Below are 22,679 nucleotides of genomic sequence, written 5' to 3'. Positions count from 1 at the left end.
ACATATATAAATCCTCAAATAAAGTATAATATATTATTAGGTTCAAGTCAAAGATTTAGCTGGTCTTTTGTCAGCAATACTTGTCTTGGCTTATTACCCTCACTTTTGCTTACAATTCCTCGTTCTTCCATCTGGTCCATCAATCTAGCCGCTCTAGCATATCCTATTTTCAATTTTCTTTGGAGCAAAGATGTAGATGCCTGTTTTGCCTCAAGTACTATGTTTATAGCCTGTGGTAATAACTCGTCTGCATCATTATCTTTATTATCTTTTGATGGTTCTTCAATTCTTTCAATTAAATTATCATAATATTCGGGTGTACTTCTGGTCTTAAGCCAATCGACTATACTCTCTACTTCTTTTTCACTAATAAAACACCCTTGTACTCTCAACGGCTTTATTTCCCCAGCAGGGTAGAAAAGCATATCTCCTTTGCCTAATAGTTTTTCGGCTCCTGCCATGTCCAGTATGGTTCTTGAATCCACCTGTGATGAAACTGCAAAAGCAATACGCGATGGTATATTAGCTTTTATAACACCTGTAATTACATCTACTGAAGGCCGTTGAGTGGCAATAACTAAATGCATACCCGCAGCACGAGCCATTTGAGCCAATCGACAAATAGCATCTTCCACTTCAGCAGGCGATGCCATCATCAGATCAGATAATTCATCAATGATTATAACTATTTTAGGTAATTTATTTTGTTCTATTTCATTATATCTATTTATATCCCTAACGCCTTTTTCGGCAAAAAGATTATACCTCCTTATCATCTCTTGAACAGCCCAGTTTAATGCTCCTGCAGCTTTTTTAGGATTAGTAACTACAGGTGCAATCAGATGACTTATGCCATTGTATACACTAAGTTCTACTACTTTTGGATCAATTAATAGCAGTCTTACATTTTCAGGGTCTGATTTATATAATAAACTGGTAATAAGAGTGTTTATGCACACACTCTTACCGGAACCAGTAGCACCTGCAATTAACAAATGAGGCATCTTGGATAAATCTGAGATAATATTTGCACCAGAAATATCCTTACCCAATGCTATTGAGAGGTCGGATTTGCTGTTTATAAACTCAGGACTTTCAAGAACTTCTCTTAGAAATACCGGTCTTATTTTTTTATTTGGAACTTCTATACCAATAGCTGATTTACCAGGTATAGGCACTTCCAATCTTACTCCTGATGTAGCAAGACTTAGTGATATATCATCGACAAGATTAATAATCCTGCTGACTTTAACGCCAGGACTTGGTTGTAGTTCATACCGCGTTATAGTAGGGCCACAACTTACCTGTACCACACGGGCATCAATTCCAAAACTTTTTAGTGTATCTTCTAATATTTTTATATTATTTTTTATCTCCTGTTTATTCTCTTTTAAATTATGGTCATCACCAGGTCTCAATAAATCATAAGGTGGCCTCATATAGTTTTTAGTGCCAGTCTTTTGAGTTGTCTTATTATTTTCTGCGATTTTTTTTTCTTCGCTCACAATCTTTACGTCACTTAGATCTACCGATTTACTAATAATTTCCTCTAGACTTTTGTTTACTTCATCTTTTGTAGGAGATTGTTCTGATGGCGTATTTATTATTACATCTTTTTTCTCTTCTACATAAATAAAATTAATTATTCCTCTTATAATATAATTAAATATATTCTTTAATTTATTTAAAATCATCATTGAAGTTTTTTTCAGTGAAATATTGAAAATCGTAACCACATTAGTTACTAATAGTGTTGACAATACAATCCAGCTCCCTGGGATACCAAGAAGCTTTATAAAAAAGTAATCAATCATTGCGCTAAAGGCTCCGCCACCTAAGTTTCTATTGCCATAACCAATAGAATATTTAATATAATATACATATCCGTGACTTATATCATTATAGAAAGATAGATGTAGAATCATGTTAGCGACGAATCCGGTGATAAAGAGTGCTATAAATTTGTATTTGGACATGTACTTAAATGACGTAAATATATTAAAAGAGTATAACATTATAAAAACGGGAGCGATTATGGCACCACGGCCTAGAATACCCGTTAAGAGTTTCTTTATAAAAGCTCCTAATACTCCCGCAGACGTTGTATAAAGACTGATAAATAATACTAAAGACCCACACAAAAATAAAAGTCCTCTTATTTCGCTATTTATTTTTTCTTGAGTTTTCTTCTTCTTCTTCTTCATCCCCTCCACCTCTGATTACATATTCTATATTTTTATATGAAATCCTTCTTTATTGGTATATCATACTTCAAAAGGTGTTCTCATGTTTTCATCGTACATATCAAACCTATTTATATTTACAACTTTTGATTTTATTCCTTTATAGCGAATATCTAAAGCATTTAAAACTAAATCTGGATTTAAGTTGCGTTGAGAACCCGCTGAAACTAATGCAAAAAGCGTATTCTCCTCTAAATAAAGCTTAACAATATCAGGCCTTATATTTACTTCCTTAATTCCAGACTTTGTATTTTTTTTTACTAAAACAGTATCGTTATTCATAAGCTCTTGTATTGCTTCCATCAACTTTTCTTTGTCTATATCTTCAAATGTGATGCCATATAAAGCAAATCTTATCAAAGCCATCAAGGATGTATTTATATTTTCTATCCGTATGCATTGTTTTATTTTTAGCCCATCCGGTAGTTGATCATTTAATCTGCTTATAACTTCAGCAAGAGGCAAATCTTCAATCAATTCCATGTCCATATATTCTCCATCACTGGTATAACCGAGAGTTAGGGGCAATGCTACGCTTATTTTAGGTTGCGGATTGAATCCCTGAGTATATGCAATCGGCAAAAGGGCCCTTCTTATAGCCCTCGAAATAGTTCTCATTAAATCCAGGTGAGATATATATCGCATGTCTCCTTTTTTTTCAAATTTTATTCGCAATCTCATTTACATAGCCCCTCCTCTAATTTCTTTATGCCACAATTTAAACAATATTCTCTGCAATCAATGGTAGTAATGCCTTTTTGAGCCTTTTGATGCTCTCTTATGAGATAAGCTTTATCAATACCCGGATTAATTATATCCCATGGAAAAAACTCTTGATAATCTCGCTTTCGATATGCATAAAATTTCGGATCAACATTTTCTTCGTCGAAAGCTTTAAGCCATCCATCAAAATTTAAAAAATCACCCCAACTATCAAATTTACAGCCATTTTTCCACGCTCTTATTATCACCTTACATATTTTTCTGTCACCTCTTGATATTACCGCTTCTAAAAAGCTTGCTTTGTTATCATGCCAATTATAGGATATAGATCTATCTTTTAACAGACTTTTTAAATAATCTTGTTTTTCCTTAAGTTGTTCCATCGTATCCTGAGGCTCCCATTGAAATGGAGTAAAAGGTTTTGGTACAAAAGAGGATGTACTTACAGTTATCTTGAGCCCTTTTTTAGATCCTTTAATCTCTTTATATAAATCTACCAACCTGTATGCTAGATCCGCTATTCCCTTTATATCTTCCATAGTTTCAGTAGGCAATCCAATCATAAAATATAGTTTTAATGTAGACCAACCATGCTCAAAGGCGGCTCTTGCAGACTCAATGAGATCTTGTTCCGTTACTCCTTTATTTATTACGTCTCTCAACCTTTGTGTACCCGCCTCTGGTGCAAAGGTAAGGCCCGTTTTTCGCACTTTTTCTATCTGTTCTAGCAAATCTACTGAAAAGGTATCAATTCTGATAGAAGGAAGCGAAACTCCTATCCCTCTATTTTTATACTTTTCGATAAGAGCAGCTATCAACAACTGGATTTGTGAATAATCGCAGGAACTTAATGACACCAATGATATATCATCATATCCAGTACTACTTACAAGTTTATCGGCCAATTCTATAAGCTTATTGACGCTTTTTTCCCTTATAGGCCTATAGATCATCCCTGCCTGACAAAATCGACAACCATGGGTACATCCTCTGAATATTTCTAACATTATCCTGTCATGTACCACTTCAGTATATGGTATAACCATCTTATCAGGATAATAAGCCTTATCCAGATCTTTTATTATCCTTTTGTTTATAGGCATGGGATAAGGCCCTTTAGGTATAAATCTGTCTACAGTTCCATCTTCTTTATAAATCACGTCATATAGCGATGGCACATAAATACCTCTTATTTGAGCTACTTTCTCTAAAAATTCCCTTCGATTACTTCCTGACTTCTTCCAATTTTTATAACACTCAATTATTTCTATCAATGATTCTTCCGCTTCACCTATTACGAAAAAATCAAAAACGTCAGCCATTGGTTCAGGATTATAAACACATGGACCGCCTGCTATGACAAATGGATCATTAATATCGCGATCAGATGAATACAATGGAATACCAGCTAAATCTAACATATTTATGATATTGGTATAACTCAATTCGTACTGAAGCGTAAATCCGATAAAATCAAATGCTGCTATATTGTCGCCACTCTCTAGTGCAAACAAAGGTATATTTTCTCGCCTCATAATATTTTCCATATCTGGCCATGGCGCAAATACCCTTTCACAGTACACATCGCTTCTGTCGTTGAGCATATGATACAAAATTTTCATGCCAAGATGCGACATACCTATATCATACACATCAGGAAAAGCAAAAGCAAACCTCACCTCTACTGTGCCAGGATCTTTGTGGACACTATTGATTTCATTTCCTGTATATCTTGATGGTTTTTCTACATCTAATAAGAATTTTTTTATATCATTTCTCATTGGTTTCACTCCTTTTATTTATCACATCTTTTAGAGTATGATTCAGACCCAAATCTAATATGGCATCAATAATCTGTATTTCATCAACAATCTTATATGACATAGCATTTTCGTCCAATAAAACTATCAAATGATATTTATTGGGTACAAAACTATTGAGAATCGATTTGAGCGTAACTGTATCCATTGCTACTATATGCCTGGTACTCATAATTTTCTTTTTATAAATAAGTTCTTTTTTATACACTATCTCTCTCATGAAGGTATATATAGCTTCTTTACTCTCTTTATAGGTTTCCCATGCTACAAACAAAGTAAAAATTGCTATATTTAAAACTGTTTTATATCCACCAATAAATATTAAAACAAATATATCAACAATTACAATTATTATATACGTAAAGACGCATAAAATGCGTGTTGCTTTCAAATGCCCTATATACTGAGATAAAAACAACTTAGAAAATTTGCCACCGTCTAGGGGCACTAGCGGCAAAATATTTAATAGAAAAAGAAAATAATTGGCTTGTATGTAATAACCGTTAATACCTAAAAACTGCAACGCAATACCTACCAATAAATTAGATATTGGTCCAGCCATTAATATAACCATTTCTTGTCTTAAGTCCAAAACAGACCTCTCATACGTTATTTTTCCTCCAAAAGGTGTAAGCTCTATGTTTTTTACCTTTACTTTGTAACACAAAAACATAGAAAAATGGGCCAGCTCATGTATTAATATCATGGCAAAAAAATAACTGGCTTGCAAAAGATAACCAGACCAACCATAAAAAATAAGTATAAATACAAAAGAAGGATTTATAGTAAAAACCATATCAGAGAACCTGATTTTCATTTGTTTACACCTGCATTTAGGAACTCCGCAGGTTTTAAATGAACATAAAGAACTTTATAACCTTCGCTATGTTTTAAGGTCACAGGTATAACTATTTTTTTAAAGCCTTTTGATTTTTCTCCTATCTGCTCAAAGGTATTAATAACCTTTTGCCTAAAAATCGGTGCAACCGATTTAAGATCATTATAAGCATTTATAAAATCATATTTATAGGACAGCCAATATTTAATCACATTTATAGCCCGTTGAGCAGGATCTATCTTTACACTGTTAATTATCAATGTACAGCTCATTATAAATAAGCATACAATGACCTGATAAAACAATATATTAAAAAAACTGTTATTAAATTTTTTTCTAAATTTTTTATACATAAATGTGCCCCCTTTTGTTTCCTAAGAAGTATCTTATAAATAAATATTTTACCTGGGCACATTTTATTACAAAAATTTTAATTGTTTAAATCAGGATTTATAACTGATCTCCAGTCAAAATCACCCCGTTCTAGACCTTTTATTAAGACTTCAGCAGTAGCAATGTTTGTTGCAAGAGGAACATTATGAACATCGCAGACTCTTAATAATGCTGTGATATCTGGCTCATGTGGTTGGGCGGTAAGAGGATCTCTCATAAATATTACTAGATCCATTTTTTCATCAGCTACCATAGCCCCAATTTGCTGGTCGCCACCTATTGGACCGGATTTAAACCTATGCACATTTAAGCCTGTTGCTTCATGTATTAAAGCTCCTGTAGTACCTGTAGCAAATAATGTATGCTTTTCTAAGATATTTTTATAAGCAATTGCAAATTCTACCATCTGTTCTTTTTTCTGATCATGAGCAATCAATGCAATATTCATCATATACCCCCTTAAAACTTTATTTTTTGCCTTCTCATTCCAACATTTAACGCAAGTCCTATAGCAACAAAATTAGCAAATAGAGAGCTTCCACCATAACTCATAAAGGGTAATGGTATTCCTGTTACAGGCATAAGACCTATTGTCATGCCTATATTTTCAAATATATGAAATAAAAACATAGAAATTATTCCTGCAACAATTAATGAGCCGAAGCTGTCTTTTGATACCATAGCAATTTTAATTAGTCTTAACAACATGACAAAATAAAGCACTAATATCGTTATTGTTCCTATAAACCCTAATTCCTGACCAACTACCGAATAAATAAAATCCGTGCTGGCTTCTGGCAGAAAATTAAATTGTACCTGTGACCCTTTATATAGCCCAAAACCTGTAATTTGCCCTGAACCTATTGCTATCTTTGATTGAAACACATGATAACCTGCTCCCATTTTGTCGAGATTAGGATTAAGAAAGGTTAATATCCTTTTTTTCTGGTAATCCTGTAAAAAGTATTTAAATACAACAGGAGCACTGACAACCCCAATTACAAAAAATGAGACAATATACCATATATTAATACCTGATATAAAGAGCATCCCTAGAAATATAGCTATAAAGACAAGCGCTGTACCAGTATCATTTTGTTTCAATATTAATAGAATAGGAATGCCAGTAAATACTAAAATTTTAAATAATTCATAAACATTGTTTATTTTATCTCTTTTTAGCTCTAATAATTTGGCTAATGATATAATGAAAGCTACTTTTGTTATTTCGCTGAACTGAAAACTTATACCACCAATTTTTACCCAACTTTTTGCGCCATTAGTTGATGAACCTATAGCTAATGTCACTAATAAAAGAGCTATACTAATTATATATATTACTTTATAGTAATTACCCAATAAATTATAATCAATCTTCATTATTAAAAAAGCAGTGACCAACGAAATAATAAGCCATACAGATTGTAAAATTACATTTTTTGCACTACCTCCATTGGCCACATGAGTGGCACTGCTAATAGCAATAATGCCTAAGATAGATATAATTATAACCGTTGCTATTAGTATGAAATCAATATTTTTTACAAGTCTTTTATCCAAAGTTACTCCCACCCTCATAAAAATTATAGCATATTATAAAATAAAATACCACCATATAGATGATGGTATTTTATTTCGAAGATAGATGTTTGATATTCTTAATGGGAATATTGGCAACAAGGGTCGGAGTTACCGAATTTCCATTGTCAAGATTTGTAACTTTCACATTTACGCTATTATTATCCGCTTCCATATAGTTTGAGATGACATTAATTATTCCTTCTTTTATCATGTCGAGGACTTCAATAGATGTATTAACCCTATCATTTATTAATATATTTTTAAGTCTTTCTTTTGCTACATTTTTACTGCCATTTTTATTAAACATTTATATCCCTCCTATCTTGAGGTAATGCCAAATATGCGCTTGAGTTTTGCAATAAAATTGTCGTCAGCTTCCAAATTTAAAATTGGAACATCTTCTCCCATAATTCTCCTAGCTATATTTCTAAAGGCCTGGGCTGACAATGACTTTTCATCTGTTATAATAGGTTCACCTTTGTTAGTAGAGATAACTATTTTCTCATCATCAGGTACAACGCCAATGAGATCTATTGCCAGAATTTCTACCATATCGTCGATAGACATCATGTCACCACGCTTTACCATATCCATCTTTATTCTGTTGACAACTAACTTAATATCAGTTATCTCTGATGCCAGTAAAAGTCCTATAATCCTATCTGCATCTCTTATAGCAGATACCTCTGGAGTCGTTACAACAATAGCTCTATCTGCACCTGCAATGGCGTTTTTAAAGCCTTGTTCTATACCTGCAGGACAATCTATAAGAGTATAATCAAATTCTGATCTTAGTTCATCAGTGAGCTTTTTCATCTGTTCAGGATTTACTGCAGTTTTATCTTTTGTTTGAGCCGCAGGCAATAAATACAAGCCGTCAAATCTTTTATCTTTTATAAGTGCCTGTTTAAGTTTACATGTACCTTCTACCACATCTACAATATCATACACTATTCTATTTTCCAATCCCATAACCACATCAAGATTTCTCAAACCGATATCAGTGTCTACCAGAGCAACCTTCTTGCCATTTAATGCTAAGCCTGTACCTATATTAGCAGTAGCCGTGGTTTTCCCTACGCCACCTTTCCCAGATGTGATAACAATAACTTCGCCCATCTTATACCTCCTATAATTTTTCAATAAATATCAAATTATCTTTAACATAAGCGTATTCAGGATATAATGGCCTTTCTGCGTCGTCAGGAGATCTTGACATTATATCAGCAATTCTTATTTGAATTGGTTGTAATCTAAAACCTACTACAATAGCATCTCTGTTTCCATCTTTACCTGCATGTACAAGTCCTCTTACTATGCCCATTACAATTATATTACCTGAGGCTATAACCTCTCCACCTGGATTTACATCTCCTAAAATTACAATGTTCCCCCCATACTCGATTTTCTGCCCTGATCTAACCGTGCCTCTTATTATCTTAGTCATGCCTTCATATAAATCTCCATTAAGTTTAGAATAATCACTTTCATTTGTTTTAAATCCGTAACTTTCTACTAGTTCTTTCAATTCGTTGTACTGTTCGCTATTAAGTTTACGTCCTTTAAAAGTAATCCGCATATCAGGAATATTAAAAAAATACTTATTTGAAGCAAATCTATTATCTAAATTTGCCTTTATAACCTCAAAGTCCTCATTTTTATCAAGAATCACCGTAAGGCCATTTTTTGTCCCTTTTATTTCAATAATATCTTTCATATACAGCCTCCAGATGACAGTATATATTATTAATTATTCTTCGTTATTAATTATTCTTCAAAATTCGCTTAAATCCTGCTTTATATGACAAAAACATAATTATTTATTATATCCAAGATATTGATCCATAATTGCCCTAGCAACAGGCGCAGCATAACTTCCATGTCCACCTTGATATATAACTACAGCTACAGCAATTTTAGGTTTGTCAAACGGAGCAAAACCTACAAACCAGGCATAATTGGCATGACCTATTGTCTCTGCTGTTCCTGTTTTACCCCCAACTTTATACGGGGCATCGATAAAAGCACCAGATGCTGTACCACCCTCTTCAGTAACACCTAACATTCCTTGTTTTATAACATTAATAACCTCAGGTTTTAAATTTAATTTTTCTACAATAGCAGGCTTATTGATTGAAACAAGTTTTCCATCATAGGTTTCCACTCTATCAATGAGGTGTAACTTATATCTAATACCACCATTTACTAGCGTGGCTATATAATTAGCCATCTGCAACGGTGTTACTGTAGTAGACTCCTGACCTATAGAAGCACTTAATGTTTGTCCCAATCTCCATTGAGAATCTTTTATAATCTGCCAGAACTTATACTGTAATTTATCGGGGATGCCAGCATCTTTTAATTTTTTGAAAATTATATTATCACTATCTTCTCCTTCTATTATCATTTTGGATATAACGTTATACTGTTCTTTATCTATGACTTTTTGATTAAGATAATAATTTACCCGGTATAAAATTACATCTTGCTTATATTGAGAAGGTCCTGCTACCTGGCCTTTACTCTCGGGTAACTCTATACCTGTAGGCTGACCAAGTCCAAAAGCTCGTGCCCATTTATCTATATTATCTATACCCAATTTTCTTCCTGTGTCATAGAAAAAGACATCACAGGATACTTTTAAGGCTTCTATAATATTGTTCCAGCCATGTGGTGCCCAGCATTTAGGATTCCCACTGCCCGGATAAGTGTAGACCCCTGAACAATAGACCTGGTCAGTCGGTGTAATCACATGGTCCATTAGCGCTCCTGTACCAACAATCATTTTAAAGGTTGAACCCGGAGGAGCTGTACCTAAACGCGCATAATCATAGCTCGGTTGTGGTGTCATTGCATTGGTAACATTTGGCCACATATAGTTGCTTTGTGATTTCGTAAGAGGGGTTCCTTTTGCAAACATATTTGGATCGAAATTGGGTATCGATGCCATAGCTAATACATCACCTGTATTTACATCAACAGCGACTGCCGCCCCTATATTGGCAGGAAACTTCTGATAACCATCTCCATTTTGTATCTTAGACATAACATCCTTTAACGCCTCTTCAGCCTTTTGTTGAAGTTTCATATCAATAGACAAATATACTTTATTTCCGGGTTTTGGAGGTTTTTCACCAAGAACTTTTATCATCCTGCCTAATGCATCTACTTCTACCTGTTGAGCTCCATTGGTTCCTTTTAATTCCTTCTCAAACAGCCTCTCTATTCCATCCCTTCCAATAAGATCATTTAATGAATATCTAGGATCTGAAGCGATATTTTTTATATCTTCTGGTTGCAAGCGCGACATATAGCCGATAAAATTGGAACCTACATTTTTATAAGGGTATTGCCTGATAGGTTCAATGGTTATAACAACGCCAGGTAATTGATCATATCTTTCTGATATTTGAGCTAAAGTTTTAGCATCGATATCTGAAGCTATTTTAACAGGATTATATGACATGTAGCCCTGTTTTTTCATTTCTTCTCTTACTACCAGAATATTTCTCGCATCCTCATCGCTGAGCTTTTCATCTATTTTATTGTCTTTTTTGAGTTTTTCAAAAGCATCTTTTGCACTTATATCATCTGGTAAATTATTTGCTTTTTTCCAAGCTTGTTCCCTTTGCAAAAGAATGTTTTTACTTACATTGGCATCTCCATAACTAAAATCATATCTTATTGGGTTGACTTTTAATGGAAAATTATCTACAAATTGCTGATTATTGGCAACCAGTATCCTCATCAATTTGAGGATAACCTTATTTAAATCTTGATCTTTTATATTCGTCCTGACTAATTCCACCGTATAAGCAGGTCTATTATTAGCAATTACAACGCCGTTTCTATCTAATATATTGCCTCTTGGAGCTGGTATTGGTATACTCCTTATTTTCATCTGATCTGCCCATTGCTTGTAAATGCTGCCATTGATAATCTGTAGATTGATCAGCTGTGCTGATAAAACAGCAAATATAATTATTATTATAGCAATAAAAACCTTAAGCCTAGATTTTATCTTTTTTTCATCCATTGTTTCTCACCTGAAAATTGTATTCTTTTTCATCAGTTTTTTGTTATTTAATTGTACTATATACCTGTAGCTAAATAATATTATCAAGCAATTATATAAAGTGCCAATCAATATGTGTATAATACTTGTTTTTAGATCAACACTGTGATTTATAATAAATATTTCAAACAGCATTATCAAATTAAAAAATAGCGAATACAAGAACGTAAAAATAAATGCCGTAAATGTTTTTTCTTTAAATACTTTGTTATTGTAATAACCTGCAAATAGACCTATGATAAAATACGGTATCATAGTCATACCAATAGCAGGGCTAAAGAAAAGATCTTGCAAAAATCCAATAAATAATCCGAGGATGGCACCTTCAAGGCCGCCATCCAGCAATGCAAAAGATATCAACAATATTAGCATAAGGTCAGGTTTTACACCATAAATCCCTATAAATCTAAAAAGGGTACTCTGTACAATAAATGCACCAAGAAACAAAATAAAAATTAATATATTTCTCATCGTCGATTCCCTTCCTATTTAAAATTTATATCAAGGGAATTCGATAAAACCACGTAAACATCTTCTAATCTCATAAAATCAGCACCCGGTTTTATCTTGGCAATTTTCATGAGACTTCCAGTACTTCTGCTAATGCTTATAACTTTACCTATATACAAACCTTTGGGGAATATACCTCCCAGGCCAGATGTAACTATTTCATCGCCGACTTTCATTTTAGAGTCAATAGGTATATACTCCATTGTTAATACATTGCCACCATTTTCTTCACTACCTCGAACTATTCCAGTGTCCCTTGTTCGAACGTCAATGCCGCTGACAGCACTGGTCTGATCTAATATAGAAAGCACCTTTGACCAATTTTCAGAAACTTGTATCACTTTGCCGACCAATCCTTCACTGGTTATAACTGCCATCCCTGGCTTAACGCCATTTTTTTTGCCTACGTCTATGACTATTAAATCAAAAGTATCAAGGGGATTTCTGGCAATAACATTTGCTCCAATGAATTTTATTCCTTCATTTTTTCTCTTAAAATTTAGCATGTCTCGCAGCTGTTTATTTTCAATAGCTAACTCTTTTAATTTTCTATTTTGCTCCTGAAGCTTTAATACCTCATTTTTTAACTTTATATTTTCTCTCTTTAATGAGCCTATCTCAGCTATTGAGGTAAATACGTCATTTACATATTGGCTTACTGCGTACACAGCTTTTTGAGCCGGCTTTATTAAAAAGGAAATATAACCTCCAAATTTATTTACGTATGATGCATTGTAGGATTTTACCGATATAATAATAAGGATTAAAACAATTAAAATAATGGCAAATACTCTAATATATTTTAAAAAGCGGGGCATAATAACACCCCTTTTCATACTCTATTTGGCGCAGACAATACTCTTTTATATAATTCTATTTCTTCAAGGATTTTGCCAGTTCCTAAAGCAACACAATCTAGCGGACTCTCTGCTATTTGTACAGGCATACCTGTTTCTTGTCTCACTAATTTATCCAATCCATCAAGCAAAGCTCCGCCACCTGTAAGCATGATACCCCTGTCCATTATATCTGCAGCCAACTCTGGTGGGGTTTTTTCTAGAGTCATTTTAATTGCATCTACAATGCTGGTGACAGGTTCTTTAAGAGCTTCCAATATTTCTGTGGATGATATTTTCAACGTCTTTGGAAGGCCCGTCACCAGATCTCTTCCTCTTATTTCCATAGTCTCTTCCTTGGCTTTAGGATAAGCAGAACCTATCTGTATTTTAACGTCTTCAGCTGTTCGTTCACCTATCATCAGATTATATTCTTTTTTAATATAATTGATAATAGCCTCGTCCATTTCGTCGCCACCAATTCTCAAATTTTTACTAGTAACAATACCGCCTAAAGATATTACTGCCACATCAGTAGTTCCACCGCCTATATCTACAACCATACTACCTGTTGGTTCTTCAACTGGAAGGCCTGCCCCAATAGCTGCGGCCATCGGCTCTTCTACGAGGTGAACTTCTTTTGCTCCTGCTTGTATAGTTGCCTCCTCCACAGCGCGTTTTTCTACTTCTGTTACTCCAGAGGGTATACCTACAACGACTCTCGGTTTTCTAAAAGTTGTCTTGCCTTGCATGGCTTTTCCAATAAAATATTTAAGCATACTCTGAGTAACATCAAAGTCTGCTATTACACCATCTTTCATAGGCCTTATAGCCACAATACTACCTGGTGTTCTTCCAACCATTTTTTTTGCCTCAGAACCCACAGCTAATACCTGCTTCGTATCGATCTTAATGGCAACGACTGACGGTTCTCTTACCACAATTCCCTTACCTCTTACATATGCCAACGTATTTGCTGTACCCAAATCGATTCCTATATCACGAGAAAAATAACTGTTTGCCAAGTAAATACAACTCCTTCCCTGTATTAGATGATGTTTTTTTGCTTCATACTAACATATGTCCCATCGCCTATAACAATATGGTCTAAAACGTCTATGCCTAAAATTTTCCCACCTTCTATAATCCTTTTTGTCACGTTTATGTCTTCCATACTTGGAGTTGGATCTCCGCTAGGATGATTGTGGACTAATATAATAGAAGCAGAATATTTCCTAATAGCAGCATTAAAAATCTCTCTTGGATGAACTATAGATGAATTTAAATTGCCAATTGATATATTTTCTATACTTATCACCTGATTTTTCACATTTAATAACACAATTTTAAAAACCTCTTTCTTTAAGTATCTCATTTCAACCATCAATAAATCAGCTATATCCTGTGGTTTTGTTATAGTATGGATTTTCCGAGCAGCTTTTTGTACTCTAATACCTAACTCAATAGCTGCTTTTAGTTCAGCTGCTTTAGCAAGTCCAACTCCTTTTATCTTAGACAGCTCCTCTAAAGAAGAATCTAACAAAAATTTTAAACCGTCTTCACCAGCACGGTTTAAAAGTCTCTCTGCTAATTTGATCGCTGATTCATTCTTTGTGCCTGTCCTTATAATTATAGCTAGTAATTCGACATTTGACAATACTTCAGGACCATATTTCAACATTCTTTCCCTAGGCCTTTCATCAGAAGGCATGTCTTTTATTGCAATATTGTATGCGTCCACTTTTCTCCCCCTTAATGTATTGTTAAATTAAATACACATCAAATCTACATCCAATTGTTTAAGCATTTCATTCAATTTATTTAGTGGTAATCCAACAACATTGTAATAACAACCTTCAATTTTTTCTACAATAAGACTTCCTCTGCCTTGTATAGCATAAGCACCGGCTTTATCCATAACCTCTCCGGTTTTAATGTAATTTCTTATCTCTTGATCTTTCATGGATTTTATCCATACCTGGGTCATAGCGTAATCAGAAATAATCTTATAAGAAGGTACCTTTACAATGCAGATGCCGGTATAAACCTGGTGGCTTCTCCCTTGCAATAATTTTAACTTGTTAAAAGCATCAATTTCATTCTCCGGTTTACCCAATATATTACCATCAACATATACAATAGTGTCAGCTCCTATTACAATTGAATCATAGTCTAACTGATAAGCTACATTTAAAGCCTTTTGCCTACTTAGCTCAGTGACAAGTTCTACAGGGTCCTTTGTGTTTAAATTTTCCTCCGTATTGCTGGCAATTGTTTGAAAATCAACCCCTAGGCTTGCCAGCAAATCCCTTCTCCTAGGAGATTGGGATGCCAAAATTATTTTTACCATAACATCACCTTAGATTCTATTATTTACATATAGAGCTATAATTAAACCTACTATTGTTCCAATGTTAGCTTTAATCGAGATCTGGAATAATATTTTAAAGATATTCAAATCGATAGCCGTTGGCGCAGCCATACCGATGTTTTTGTAATAACCAAGAGGTTTATACCACATACTAAAATAATCGGATAAATAACTACCTATAATACTACCTATGACAATTGCAATAATTATCCTCCATATATTTAACTTATTCCCCTTCATATTCGCATCTCCCTATAATACTAAAACAATTATATCATATTATAACAGTTTTTTTAACAATAAATAAAAAGACTTTTATTTTCTTGTAGCTGGTTCTATGTGGACATCTACTTCTTTCACACCTTTTATTTTCTCTTTTATGCGTTCGGTAATAGAGTGCTCTAAACGATGAGCGTCCTCTACATGCATATCTGGATCGATTATTACATGCAGGTCAACATAAATATCATCTTCTCTACCGCGGCTTCTTATCTTATGGCATGACTTAACCTCATTAAAATCCTTGATTATATCTTTTATTTCCTCCTCGTTTAAAACTGTTTTATCGCATAGCACAGCAGAACTGTGTTTAATAACACCTATAGCTGCTTTGATAATAAGCATAGATATAATTGTGGATATCAATGGATCAATATAAACAGGAAGACCTAATCTTACTCCAAGAAGCGTTAAAATGACTGATATTGAAACATATATATCACTGCTGGTGTGGAGAGAATCAGATACTAAGATATCACTATTTAATTTTTTCCCTGCACTATATTCATATTTAAACACAAATATATTTATTGCAAGTGTCACTAACATTATCACAAAACTATCTATATCAATCTGAGGCCTTACAGGATGAACAAATCTCGTCAGGGCATTTTTTAGTATTTCATAGCTTACTAAAAAAAGCATGACAGAGATAAAAATAGAAGCGTAAGTCTCAAATTTTTTATGACCATATGGATGATCGGTATCTTCAGGTTTAGAAGCTATATAAATTCCTATAAGACCAATGATGTTTCCGCTGCTATCCGATAAAGAATGATATCCGTCAGCGACCATGCTACTACTTTTTATATAAAGACCATAAAAAAGTTTGGCTAAAGCCACTAAAATGTTTAAAAAAAGTATAGAAACAAGTACATTTCTTATTTTCTTAAAGTTATCCACATTCAAAACCCCTTTTCAATTAAAAAAATATTTTACGATATATTATACGCTACAAATTCGCATTTTGCAATATTAATTAAAAATCGTAAATATTTCTCAATTGATAATAAAATTTAATAATACTAGCATTTCCTAAAGTCCCAAATAAAAATAATCCCTTATTAACACAAGGGATTATTTAATAGGGCCAATTCGATTTAAAGGTAATATTCTAAATACCACTTTGCCTATAATAGCTTCCCTGCTGACATATTTATGGACCCAGTACCTGCTATCAGATGAATCATTTCTGTTATCACCCATTACAAAAAAATGGTCTTTAGGTACTTTGTATGGACCAAAATTTCCTACCATCGGCTCCCTTATATAGGGTTCATATTTCAGTTCGCCATTTATATAAAGCTTGCCATCCTTTATGTCTATAACATCGCCACCCACACCTATTACCCTTTTCACATAATTTACAGAGGGGTTATCAGGGTATTTAAATACTACAATATCGCCCCTCTTAATGGGCTCGAATCTGTATATAAACTTGTTTACAATAAATTTATCATTTAACTGAATAGTATCCAGCATAGAACCTGTAGGTACATCTACCAGTTCAAAGATATACGTCCGTATAAACGCCGCAATCAAAAAAGCCAAGAAAATAGTCCATACCCAGCTTAGCACTTCTTTTATTGTATTAGCTTCATTTTTTTTCTCGATCATTTTCATATCCCTTCTTTATTAAGATGTATTACTCTCTGCTCCCACATCAAATATATTTTGCAGCAGAATCATATGTATAATTATAATACAAAAATATCAAAAACAAAAGGGTAGAATTATTCTACCCTTTTTAACTATTTCAATATCTCGTCAACCTCTTCCTTATCCACATCCATTATATACCTTATACCAGATACCTGTGCCGCCTCTGGTGTAAGAGCAGCTATATCATCCCTGGTGATATATTTTAATGCAAACTTTCTAGCTCCGGCCATTAACTGTTGTAAGCCTGCAACAACCCTATCGATATACGTATACAATGCTATTGCGCCAGGAGGCATCTTTGAAACCTCATCTCTACCATACTGCTCAATTAACTTGATAGAACCCGCAAATAATTCTTCAACACTACCAGCATTTGTATTCAGCTTGCCTTGCTTAAATAACTCCGCATTGGTTCTTCCAACCATGGCTGCTGTCATTGGAGAACGCCCAAATCCCACTAATTTTACATAAGGTGCACCTAATGCTAGAGCTTTAAATACATGATCTTCTAACGTAAATCCACCAGCAATAGCTACAGTAGGTATATAAGCCCCTTTGGCAGCAAGCCTTGATAAATAATTGTAGAGGAGAGATTCAATGTACACAGTAGGGATACCCCATTCGTTCATCATTCTCCACGGACTCATGCCCGTGCCGCCTCCAGCACCATCTACTGTCAAAAGATCTATTTTGTTATCAGATGCATATTTAACAGCTCTTGCTAAATCAGCGGGCCTATACGCGCCTGTCTTAAGGAAAATATATTTAGCACCGGCCTTCCTCAATTGTTCAACTCTATTATGGAAATCCTCTTCATCAACCATACCAAGCCTTGAATGCCTTTCAAATTCTTTAAAAATTCCTTTTTTGAAGGCTTCTTGTACCTCTGGATTTTCAGGATCTGGCAAGACTATGTAACCTCTCTTTTTTAACTGCAATGCTCTTTCAAGTGTATTTAATTTAACCTCTCCGCCAATATCTTTAGCTCCTTGACCCCATTTAATCTCAACAGCTTCTACTCCCAATTTTTCAATAGCGTATTCTTGAACTCCCAACCTGGTATCTTCAACATTAGCCTGTACGGCAATAGTACCATAACCGTTATAATAGCGCCTGAAATCATCAATGCGTTTCCTCATATCAGGCGAATCTATAACCCTGCCGTTTTCTATAACGCTATTTGGATCCATTGCGCATACGTTTTCACCAACAGTAACAACAGTACCCACCAGAGCAGCTCCACCTGCAAAACCTTCCCAATTATCCTTTGCTACAAAAGTAGAACCCTGACCCGGAAAAATAATCGGAACCTTCAACTTAATTTTGTCATTTCCTGCTCCTATTTCAGCCTCTACATTAACTGCTGGAAATATTGCCTTGTCAGAATCTGCCTCTATACCATGAGCGCCCACAGCCGTACCCATGATATTGAAATGAGAATAATCTATTGGGTAGTCCTTCTCAGCTCCTGAAGTCATGCTTCCAAATGGCTGTGGATAAAGAACCTCTCTACCCTTCAGTGATGATTGTCCGATTTCACATGTGCCAGTACATCCCAGCAAACACACAGAACACATACCACTGAAAGGTGAATAGCTGTCTGGTGTACGCAGCCGTGTCCTCGTTGCCAGGCTACGATTAGGTTTACTGAACGACATTGTTCATTCCCCCTTGCATAAAAATAAAAATGGTAATGTATATTTATAATGTATACATTACCATTTTATATAAAAAACAGGCTTTAATCAAGCTATGATATTTTTTTAACGACACTTCTAATTTCTTTATCACTATAGCCAACAGACTTAAGGGGCTGTATCACCTCTTGTTCAATATCAGGTACGTATGATTTTAACATATTTATACCTGATCCATTTATACTATATTTTCCAAGAGAGGCCGGAATAAATACAGAATCACCTGCTTTGAAATCAACTTCTTTACCATCAAAGGATATACTTCCATTACCTGATATGATGGTGTAGATCGAAAATTTACCTCCATCAGCTATATCCTCGTACTTACCATTTACTGGTATAAGTTCAACCGCAAAGTGTTTATTTGCTACCAAGTATGTTTTGTTGCTTACTTTCAATCCTCTAGATTTTTCTGCTTTATATTTACCATCAAAGTCTATAACATCCAGCGCTTTTTGTACATGGAGCTCTCTAGGTTTCCCATCAAGGCCAACTCTATTCCAGTCATAAACCCTGTATACGGTATCAGAATTTTGCTGTATTTCAGCAACCACCACACCAGCACCCAGCGCATGAATCATTCCTGATGGCACATCAAAAACATCACCTGGCATCACTTCAACTTCATTTAAACATCTCTCAACTGAACCTTCCCTCAATGCCTTCTTAAATTCATCCTTTGTCACTCCGTCTTTTAAACCGTATATGATCTTTGCACCGGGTTTTGCCGAAATCACATACCACATTTCACATTTACCCAGCTCGCCATTTTCATTTTTCATCGCGTATTCATCATCAGGATGGACCTGCACTGATAATATATCATTAGCATCCAGCAGCTTTATCAAAAGCGGAAATTTCTCTATATCCTGCTGACTTAACTTATTGCCGAGTATTTTTCTGCCATAGGTATTTATAATCTCTTGAAAGTTTTTACCCTTTAGTTCTCCATTAGATACGATACTGGTACCATGGGGATGACAGGCTACTTCCCAGCTCTCTCCGACTTTATCGCTTCGAAAATCTCTACCAAAAAGCCTTTTTAAATCATTCCCTCCCCAGATCCTTTCCATATAAATAGGGAAAAATTTTAATGGGTACAACAACGATATTCCTCCTCATCCGTTCATTCGATTAAATAATTTTTCTCTCTCGTTCTCGTAACCCGGCTTACCCAATAGTGCGAACATGTTCCTTTTATACGCTTCAACTCCTGGCTGATCAAAAGGATTTACACCCATGAGATACCCACTTATCGCGCAGGCCTTTTCAAAGAAATAAACCATCTGGCCAAAGTAATAAGGCGAAATCTCCGGGACATTAAGTACAATGTTGGGCACACCACCGTCGTTGTGGGCTATAAGAGTTCCCATAAAAGCACTTTTGTTTACATAATCTATAGTTTTACCTGCCAGGAAATTAAGACCATCCACATTATCAGGATCTTCTTTTATAGTTATATCCCTTAGTGGCTTTTCTACATTTATAACTGTCTCGAATATCTGTCGCATACCCTCCTGAATATATTGGCCCATGGAATGAAGATCTGTAGTAAAATCCACAGAGGCAGGGTAAATGGACTTGTGATCTTTACCTTCGCTTTCGCCAAATAACTGTTTCCACCATTCTGAAAAATAGTGAAGCCTCGGCTCATAATTAACCATTATCTCTATGGTTTTTCCTTTTCGATAAAGAATATTCCTTATGGCAGCATAAATGTAACTATCATTAGAAAGTAAATCGTCATTAGAATAACTTAATAAAGCGTCGTAAGCTCCTTCCATCATTTGAGTGATGTTTATACCTGCTACAGCTATGGGTAAAAGACCCACAGGGGTTAAGACCGAATACCTACCTCCTACATCATCTGGGATAACAAATGTCTCATAGCCTTCTTCGTCGGCAAGTTTCTTTAAAAGCCCCTTTTCTTTATCTGTTGTTACATAAATACGCTCTTTTGCTCCTTTTTTGCCGTACTTTTTCTCTAATAAATCGCGAAATACCCTGAACGCTATAGCAGGCTCTGTGGTGGTACCTGATTTAGATATGACATTTATGGAGAAACTTTTATCCTCTATGACATCGATTAAATCTGCAATATATGTAGAGCTGATACTATTACCCGCAAAATATATCAAAGGTGTTTTGCGCTTATCAGCTGGCAATTGATTATAGAAAGAGTGAGATAGCATTTCAATGGCAGCTCTTGCTCCAAGATATGAACCACCGATGCCGATAACAATAAATACCTCAGAATCGGATTGAATTTTCTCCGCAGCTTTCTTAATCCTTTCAAATTCTGCCCTATCGTATTTTTCCGGAAGATCTAGCCATCCTAGAAAATCCGACCCGGCTCCCGATTTATTGTGAACCATTTGATGGGCAGTTTTAACCATTTCAGACATATACTCTATTTCTTTTGTGCTCACATAAGGTTTTGATTTACTATAATCCAACTTCAAACCACTCATAGCTTTTTCCTCCGTTTAAAATTTTTTTCTTTACTATTATAGCATATTTTGTCGAAAAGAAATATTTACTGTTTCTTTTTGAGGTCAATATTTTTTTCGCATAATGCCATAAGTCAATCCTATTAACATTATTATACCAGCTCCACCGGTTATAGGGTATAGATAGTGTATCAACTTAGAAAAACCAAATTTGCTAGCAATAAGTGCTATGGCTCCCGTAAGTATTGTAACAATTTTATATTTATATGTACCTGTTTCGGTTAACCGCGCTACAAAACCATATAGGTTGCCTACAGCTGTTGTATATATTTCTGCAATGAGTATAAAGCTGTATAAAAATTTTAGTAAATAAGAAAATTTTCCTGCAATATATATCATTGGTATTTGAAAATAAGAGGCAGCCGGCATGTTCAGGAGTATAGCTAAGAAAATGATAGAAGCACCTATACCAAGCCCTATCCCTCCAAGCAATGCCCCATATTTCAATCTACTTTTGGTATGAACCTGGCCTCCCAACGGTGCCAGTACAGGAACGGACATAACCAAGTTATAAGATGCATATATAACACCTGATAATATAAAATTACGTACAGCGGCTTTTACGGGCATATATATCTCTGATATTGCTGCTATTTCAGGTGCGTGAAAAATCGCTAAGATACCGACTGTAAATACACCTACTAACAATAATGGTACAACATATGATATTGCTGAAATAACCCCAGCAATCCCTGTGAGAACTGTAGCAATTGATAAAATCACCATAACAACAGAACCAACATTAGTAGATAATCCAAATTGTTCTTTAAATATAGCACCTGATCCTGCTAGCATGGCTGTTAGTGCTCCGAATAAAAAAAACATGACAATATAATCAACAATTTTACCTAACATTAGTCCACTTGTTTCCATAATTACTTTATGATATGAGGAAGCATTTAAATTATGCCCAAGGATTAGTATGATATAGCCGTAAACTACAAACATGATTGTTGCTATAATTAAACCTATAAATCCCTTCATGCCGTGATAGCCAAAAAATTGTAGCACCTCTTGTCCGGACGCAAATCCTGCACCTACCACCGTTCCGATGTAAGTTGCAGATATAGTAAATACTGAAAGTTCTCTTTTACTCAATATATCCCGCCTTTCTCAATACAAGTATATTTTAGACGGGATA

23 protein-coding genes are annotated in these 22,679 nt (G+C 34.7%); all 23 read right to left on the bottom strand.

The window, feature by feature from the left end:
* Nucleotides 1-47 precede the first annotated feature (47 nt).
* Nucleotides 48-2,204, bottom strand: coding sequence for an FtsK/SpoIIIE family DNA translocase (locus tag BUB87_RS05815; protein ID WP_073342714.1), 2,157 nt, complete (start codon nucleotides 2,202-2,204; stop codon nucleotides 48-50).
* Between the two features lie 60 nt (nucleotides 2,205-2,264).
* Nucleotides 2,265-2,924 (bottom strand): TIGR03936 family radical SAM-associated protein, encoded by a 660-nt coding sequence (locus BUB87_RS05810; RefSeq protein WP_073342711.1) that lies wholly within the window; start codon nucleotides 2,922-2,924, stop codon nucleotides 2,265-2,267.
* Nucleotides 2,921-4,756: a TIGR03960 family B12-binding radical SAM protein gene (locus BUB87_RS05805; RefSeq protein WP_200792767.1), complete on the bottom strand. Its 1,836-nt coding sequence runs from the start codon at nucleotides 4,754-4,756 to the stop codon at nucleotides 2,921-2,923. Before BUB87_RS05805 ends, BUB87_RS05810 begins: the two co-directional genes overlap by 4 nt.
* The gene (locus BUB87_RS05800) at nucleotides 4,737-5,603 is read right to left on the bottom strand and encodes a site-2 protease family protein (protein WP_073342706.1); all 867 of its coding nucleotides are present in this window, start codon (nucleotides 5,601-5,603) and stop codon (nucleotides 4,737-4,739) included. Before BUB87_RS05800 ends, BUB87_RS05805 begins: the two co-directional genes overlap by 20 nt.
* Nucleotides 5,600-5,977: a hypothetical protein gene (locus BUB87_RS05795; protein WP_073342703.1), complete on the bottom strand. Its 378-nt coding sequence runs from the start codon at nucleotides 5,975-5,977 to the stop codon at nucleotides 5,600-5,602. The genes BUB87_RS05800 and BUB87_RS05795 overlap by 4 nt, the downstream gene beginning before the upstream one ends.
* A gap of 77 nt (nucleotides 5,978-6,054) precedes the next feature.
* Complete coding sequence (gene mgsA, locus BUB87_RS05790) at nucleotides 6,055-6,465, bottom strand: methylglyoxal synthase (protein ID WP_073342701.1); 411 nt, start codon at nucleotides 6,463-6,465, stop codon at nucleotides 6,055-6,057.
* Between the two features lie 11 nt (nucleotides 6,466-6,476).
* The gene (rodA, locus tag BUB87_RS05785) at nucleotides 6,477-7,577 is read right to left on the bottom strand and encodes a rod shape-determining protein RodA (RefSeq protein ID WP_234945970.1); all 1,101 of its coding nucleotides are present in this window, start codon (nucleotides 7,575-7,577) and stop codon (nucleotides 6,477-6,479) included.
* A gap of 70 nt (nucleotides 7,578-7,647) precedes the next feature.
* Nucleotides 7,648-7,905, bottom strand: coding sequence for a cell division topological specificity factor MinE (gene minE, locus BUB87_RS05780; protein ID WP_073342696.1), 258 nt, complete (start codon nucleotides 7,903-7,905; stop codon nucleotides 7,648-7,650).
* A gap of 11 nt (nucleotides 7,906-7,916) precedes the next feature.
* Nucleotides 7,917-8,717 (bottom strand): septum site-determining protein MinD, encoded by an 801-nt coding sequence (gene minD / locus BUB87_RS05775; RefSeq protein WP_073342693.1) that lies wholly within the window; start codon nucleotides 8,715-8,717, stop codon nucleotides 7,917-7,919.
* A gap of 10 nt (nucleotides 8,718-8,727) precedes the next feature.
* A complete protein-coding gene (gene minC / locus BUB87_RS14680; RefSeq protein WP_073342690.1) occupies nucleotides 8,728-9,315 on the bottom strand; it encodes a septum site-determining protein MinC in 588 nt (195 codons plus the stop codon).
* Between the two features lie 99 nt (nucleotides 9,316-9,414).
* A complete protein-coding gene (mrdA, locus tag BUB87_RS05765) occupies nucleotides 9,415-11,634 on the bottom strand; it encodes a penicillin-binding protein 2 (RefSeq protein ID WP_073342688.1) in 2,220 nt (739 codons plus the stop codon).
* Between the two features lie 6 nt (nucleotides 11,635-11,640).
* Nucleotides 11,641-12,144, bottom strand: a complete 504-nt coding sequence (mreD, locus tag BUB87_RS05760; protein ID WP_073342685.1) for a rod shape-determining protein MreD — start codon at nucleotides 12,142-12,144, stop codon at nucleotides 11,641-11,643.
* 14 nt (nucleotides 12,145-12,158) lie between these two features.
* Entirely contained in the window at nucleotides 12,159-13,001 is an 843-nt protein-coding gene (mreC, locus tag BUB87_RS05755) for a rod shape-determining protein MreC (protein ID WP_073342682.1), read from the bottom strand.
* Nucleotides 13,002-13,015: 14 nt separating this feature from the next.
* The gene (locus tag BUB87_RS05750) at nucleotides 13,016-14,044 is read right to left on the bottom strand and encodes a rod shape-determining protein (RefSeq protein ID WP_073342679.1); all 1,029 of its coding nucleotides are present in this window, start codon (nucleotides 14,042-14,044) and stop codon (nucleotides 13,016-13,018) included.
* Nucleotides 14,045-14,067: 23 nt separating this feature from the next.
* Entirely contained in the window at nucleotides 14,068-14,730 is a 663-nt protein-coding gene (radC, locus tag BUB87_RS05745; RefSeq protein WP_073342792.1) for a RadC family protein, read from the bottom strand.
* A gap of 57 nt (nucleotides 14,731-14,787) precedes the next feature.
* Nucleotides 14,788-15,369 (bottom strand): Maf family protein, encoded by a 582-nt coding sequence (locus tag BUB87_RS05740; protein WP_073342676.1) that lies wholly within the window; start codon nucleotides 15,367-15,369, stop codon nucleotides 14,788-14,790.
* Nucleotides 15,370-15,378: 9 nt separating this feature from the next.
* Complete coding sequence (locus tag BUB87_RS05735; protein WP_073342675.1) at nucleotides 15,379-15,630, bottom strand: DUF4321 domain-containing protein; 252 nt, start codon at nucleotides 15,628-15,630, stop codon at nucleotides 15,379-15,381.
* Between the two features lie 75 nt (nucleotides 15,631-15,705).
* On the bottom strand, nucleotides 15,706-16,572 hold the full coding sequence (locus BUB87_RS05730; protein WP_073342672.1) for a cation diffusion facilitator family transporter: 867 nt from the start codon (nucleotides 16,570-16,572) through the stop codon (nucleotides 15,706-15,708).
* A 174-nt stretch (nucleotides 16,573-16,746) separates the two neighbouring features.
* The gene (gene lepB / locus BUB87_RS05725) at nucleotides 16,747-17,286 is read right to left on the bottom strand and encodes a signal peptidase I (RefSeq protein WP_073342669.1); all 540 of its coding nucleotides are present in this window, start codon (nucleotides 17,284-17,286) and stop codon (nucleotides 16,747-16,749) included.
* A 134-nt stretch (nucleotides 17,287-17,420) separates the two neighbouring features.
* Nucleotides 17,421-18,989: an FMN-binding glutamate synthase family protein gene (locus BUB87_RS05720; protein ID WP_073342666.1), complete on the bottom strand. Its 1,569-nt coding sequence runs from the start codon at nucleotides 18,987-18,989 to the stop codon at nucleotides 17,421-17,423.
* A 92-nt stretch (nucleotides 18,990-19,081) separates the two neighbouring features.
* Nucleotides 19,082-20,134 carry a type I phosphomannose isomerase catalytic subunit gene (locus tag BUB87_RS05715; protein ID WP_073342663.1) on the bottom strand — a complete coding sequence of 351 codons (1,053 nt, stop codon included), beginning with the start codon at nucleotides 20,132-20,134 and terminating at the stop codon, nucleotides 19,082-19,084.
* A gap of 12 nt (nucleotides 20,135-20,146) precedes the next feature.
* Complete coding sequence (locus BUB87_RS05710; protein ID WP_073342661.1) at nucleotides 20,147-21,499, bottom strand: glucose-6-phosphate isomerase; 1,353 nt, start codon at nucleotides 21,497-21,499, stop codon at nucleotides 20,147-20,149.
* Nucleotides 21,500-21,583: 84 nt separating this feature from the next.
* Entirely contained in the window at nucleotides 21,584-22,636 is a 1,053-nt protein-coding gene (locus BUB87_RS05705; protein ID WP_073342658.1) for a YkvI family membrane protein, read from the bottom strand.
* Between the last annotated feature and the right edge of the window lie 43 nt (nucleotides 22,637-22,679).

The organism is Caldanaerobius fijiensis DSM 17918 (assembly GCF_900129075.1).
In the GTDB taxonomy this organism is placed as follows: domain Bacteria; phylum Bacillota; class Thermoanaerobacteria; order Thermoanaerobacterales; family Caldanaerobiaceae; genus Caldanaerobius; species Caldanaerobius fijiensis.
This window is presented reverse-complemented; position numbering and strand designations above follow the sequence as displayed.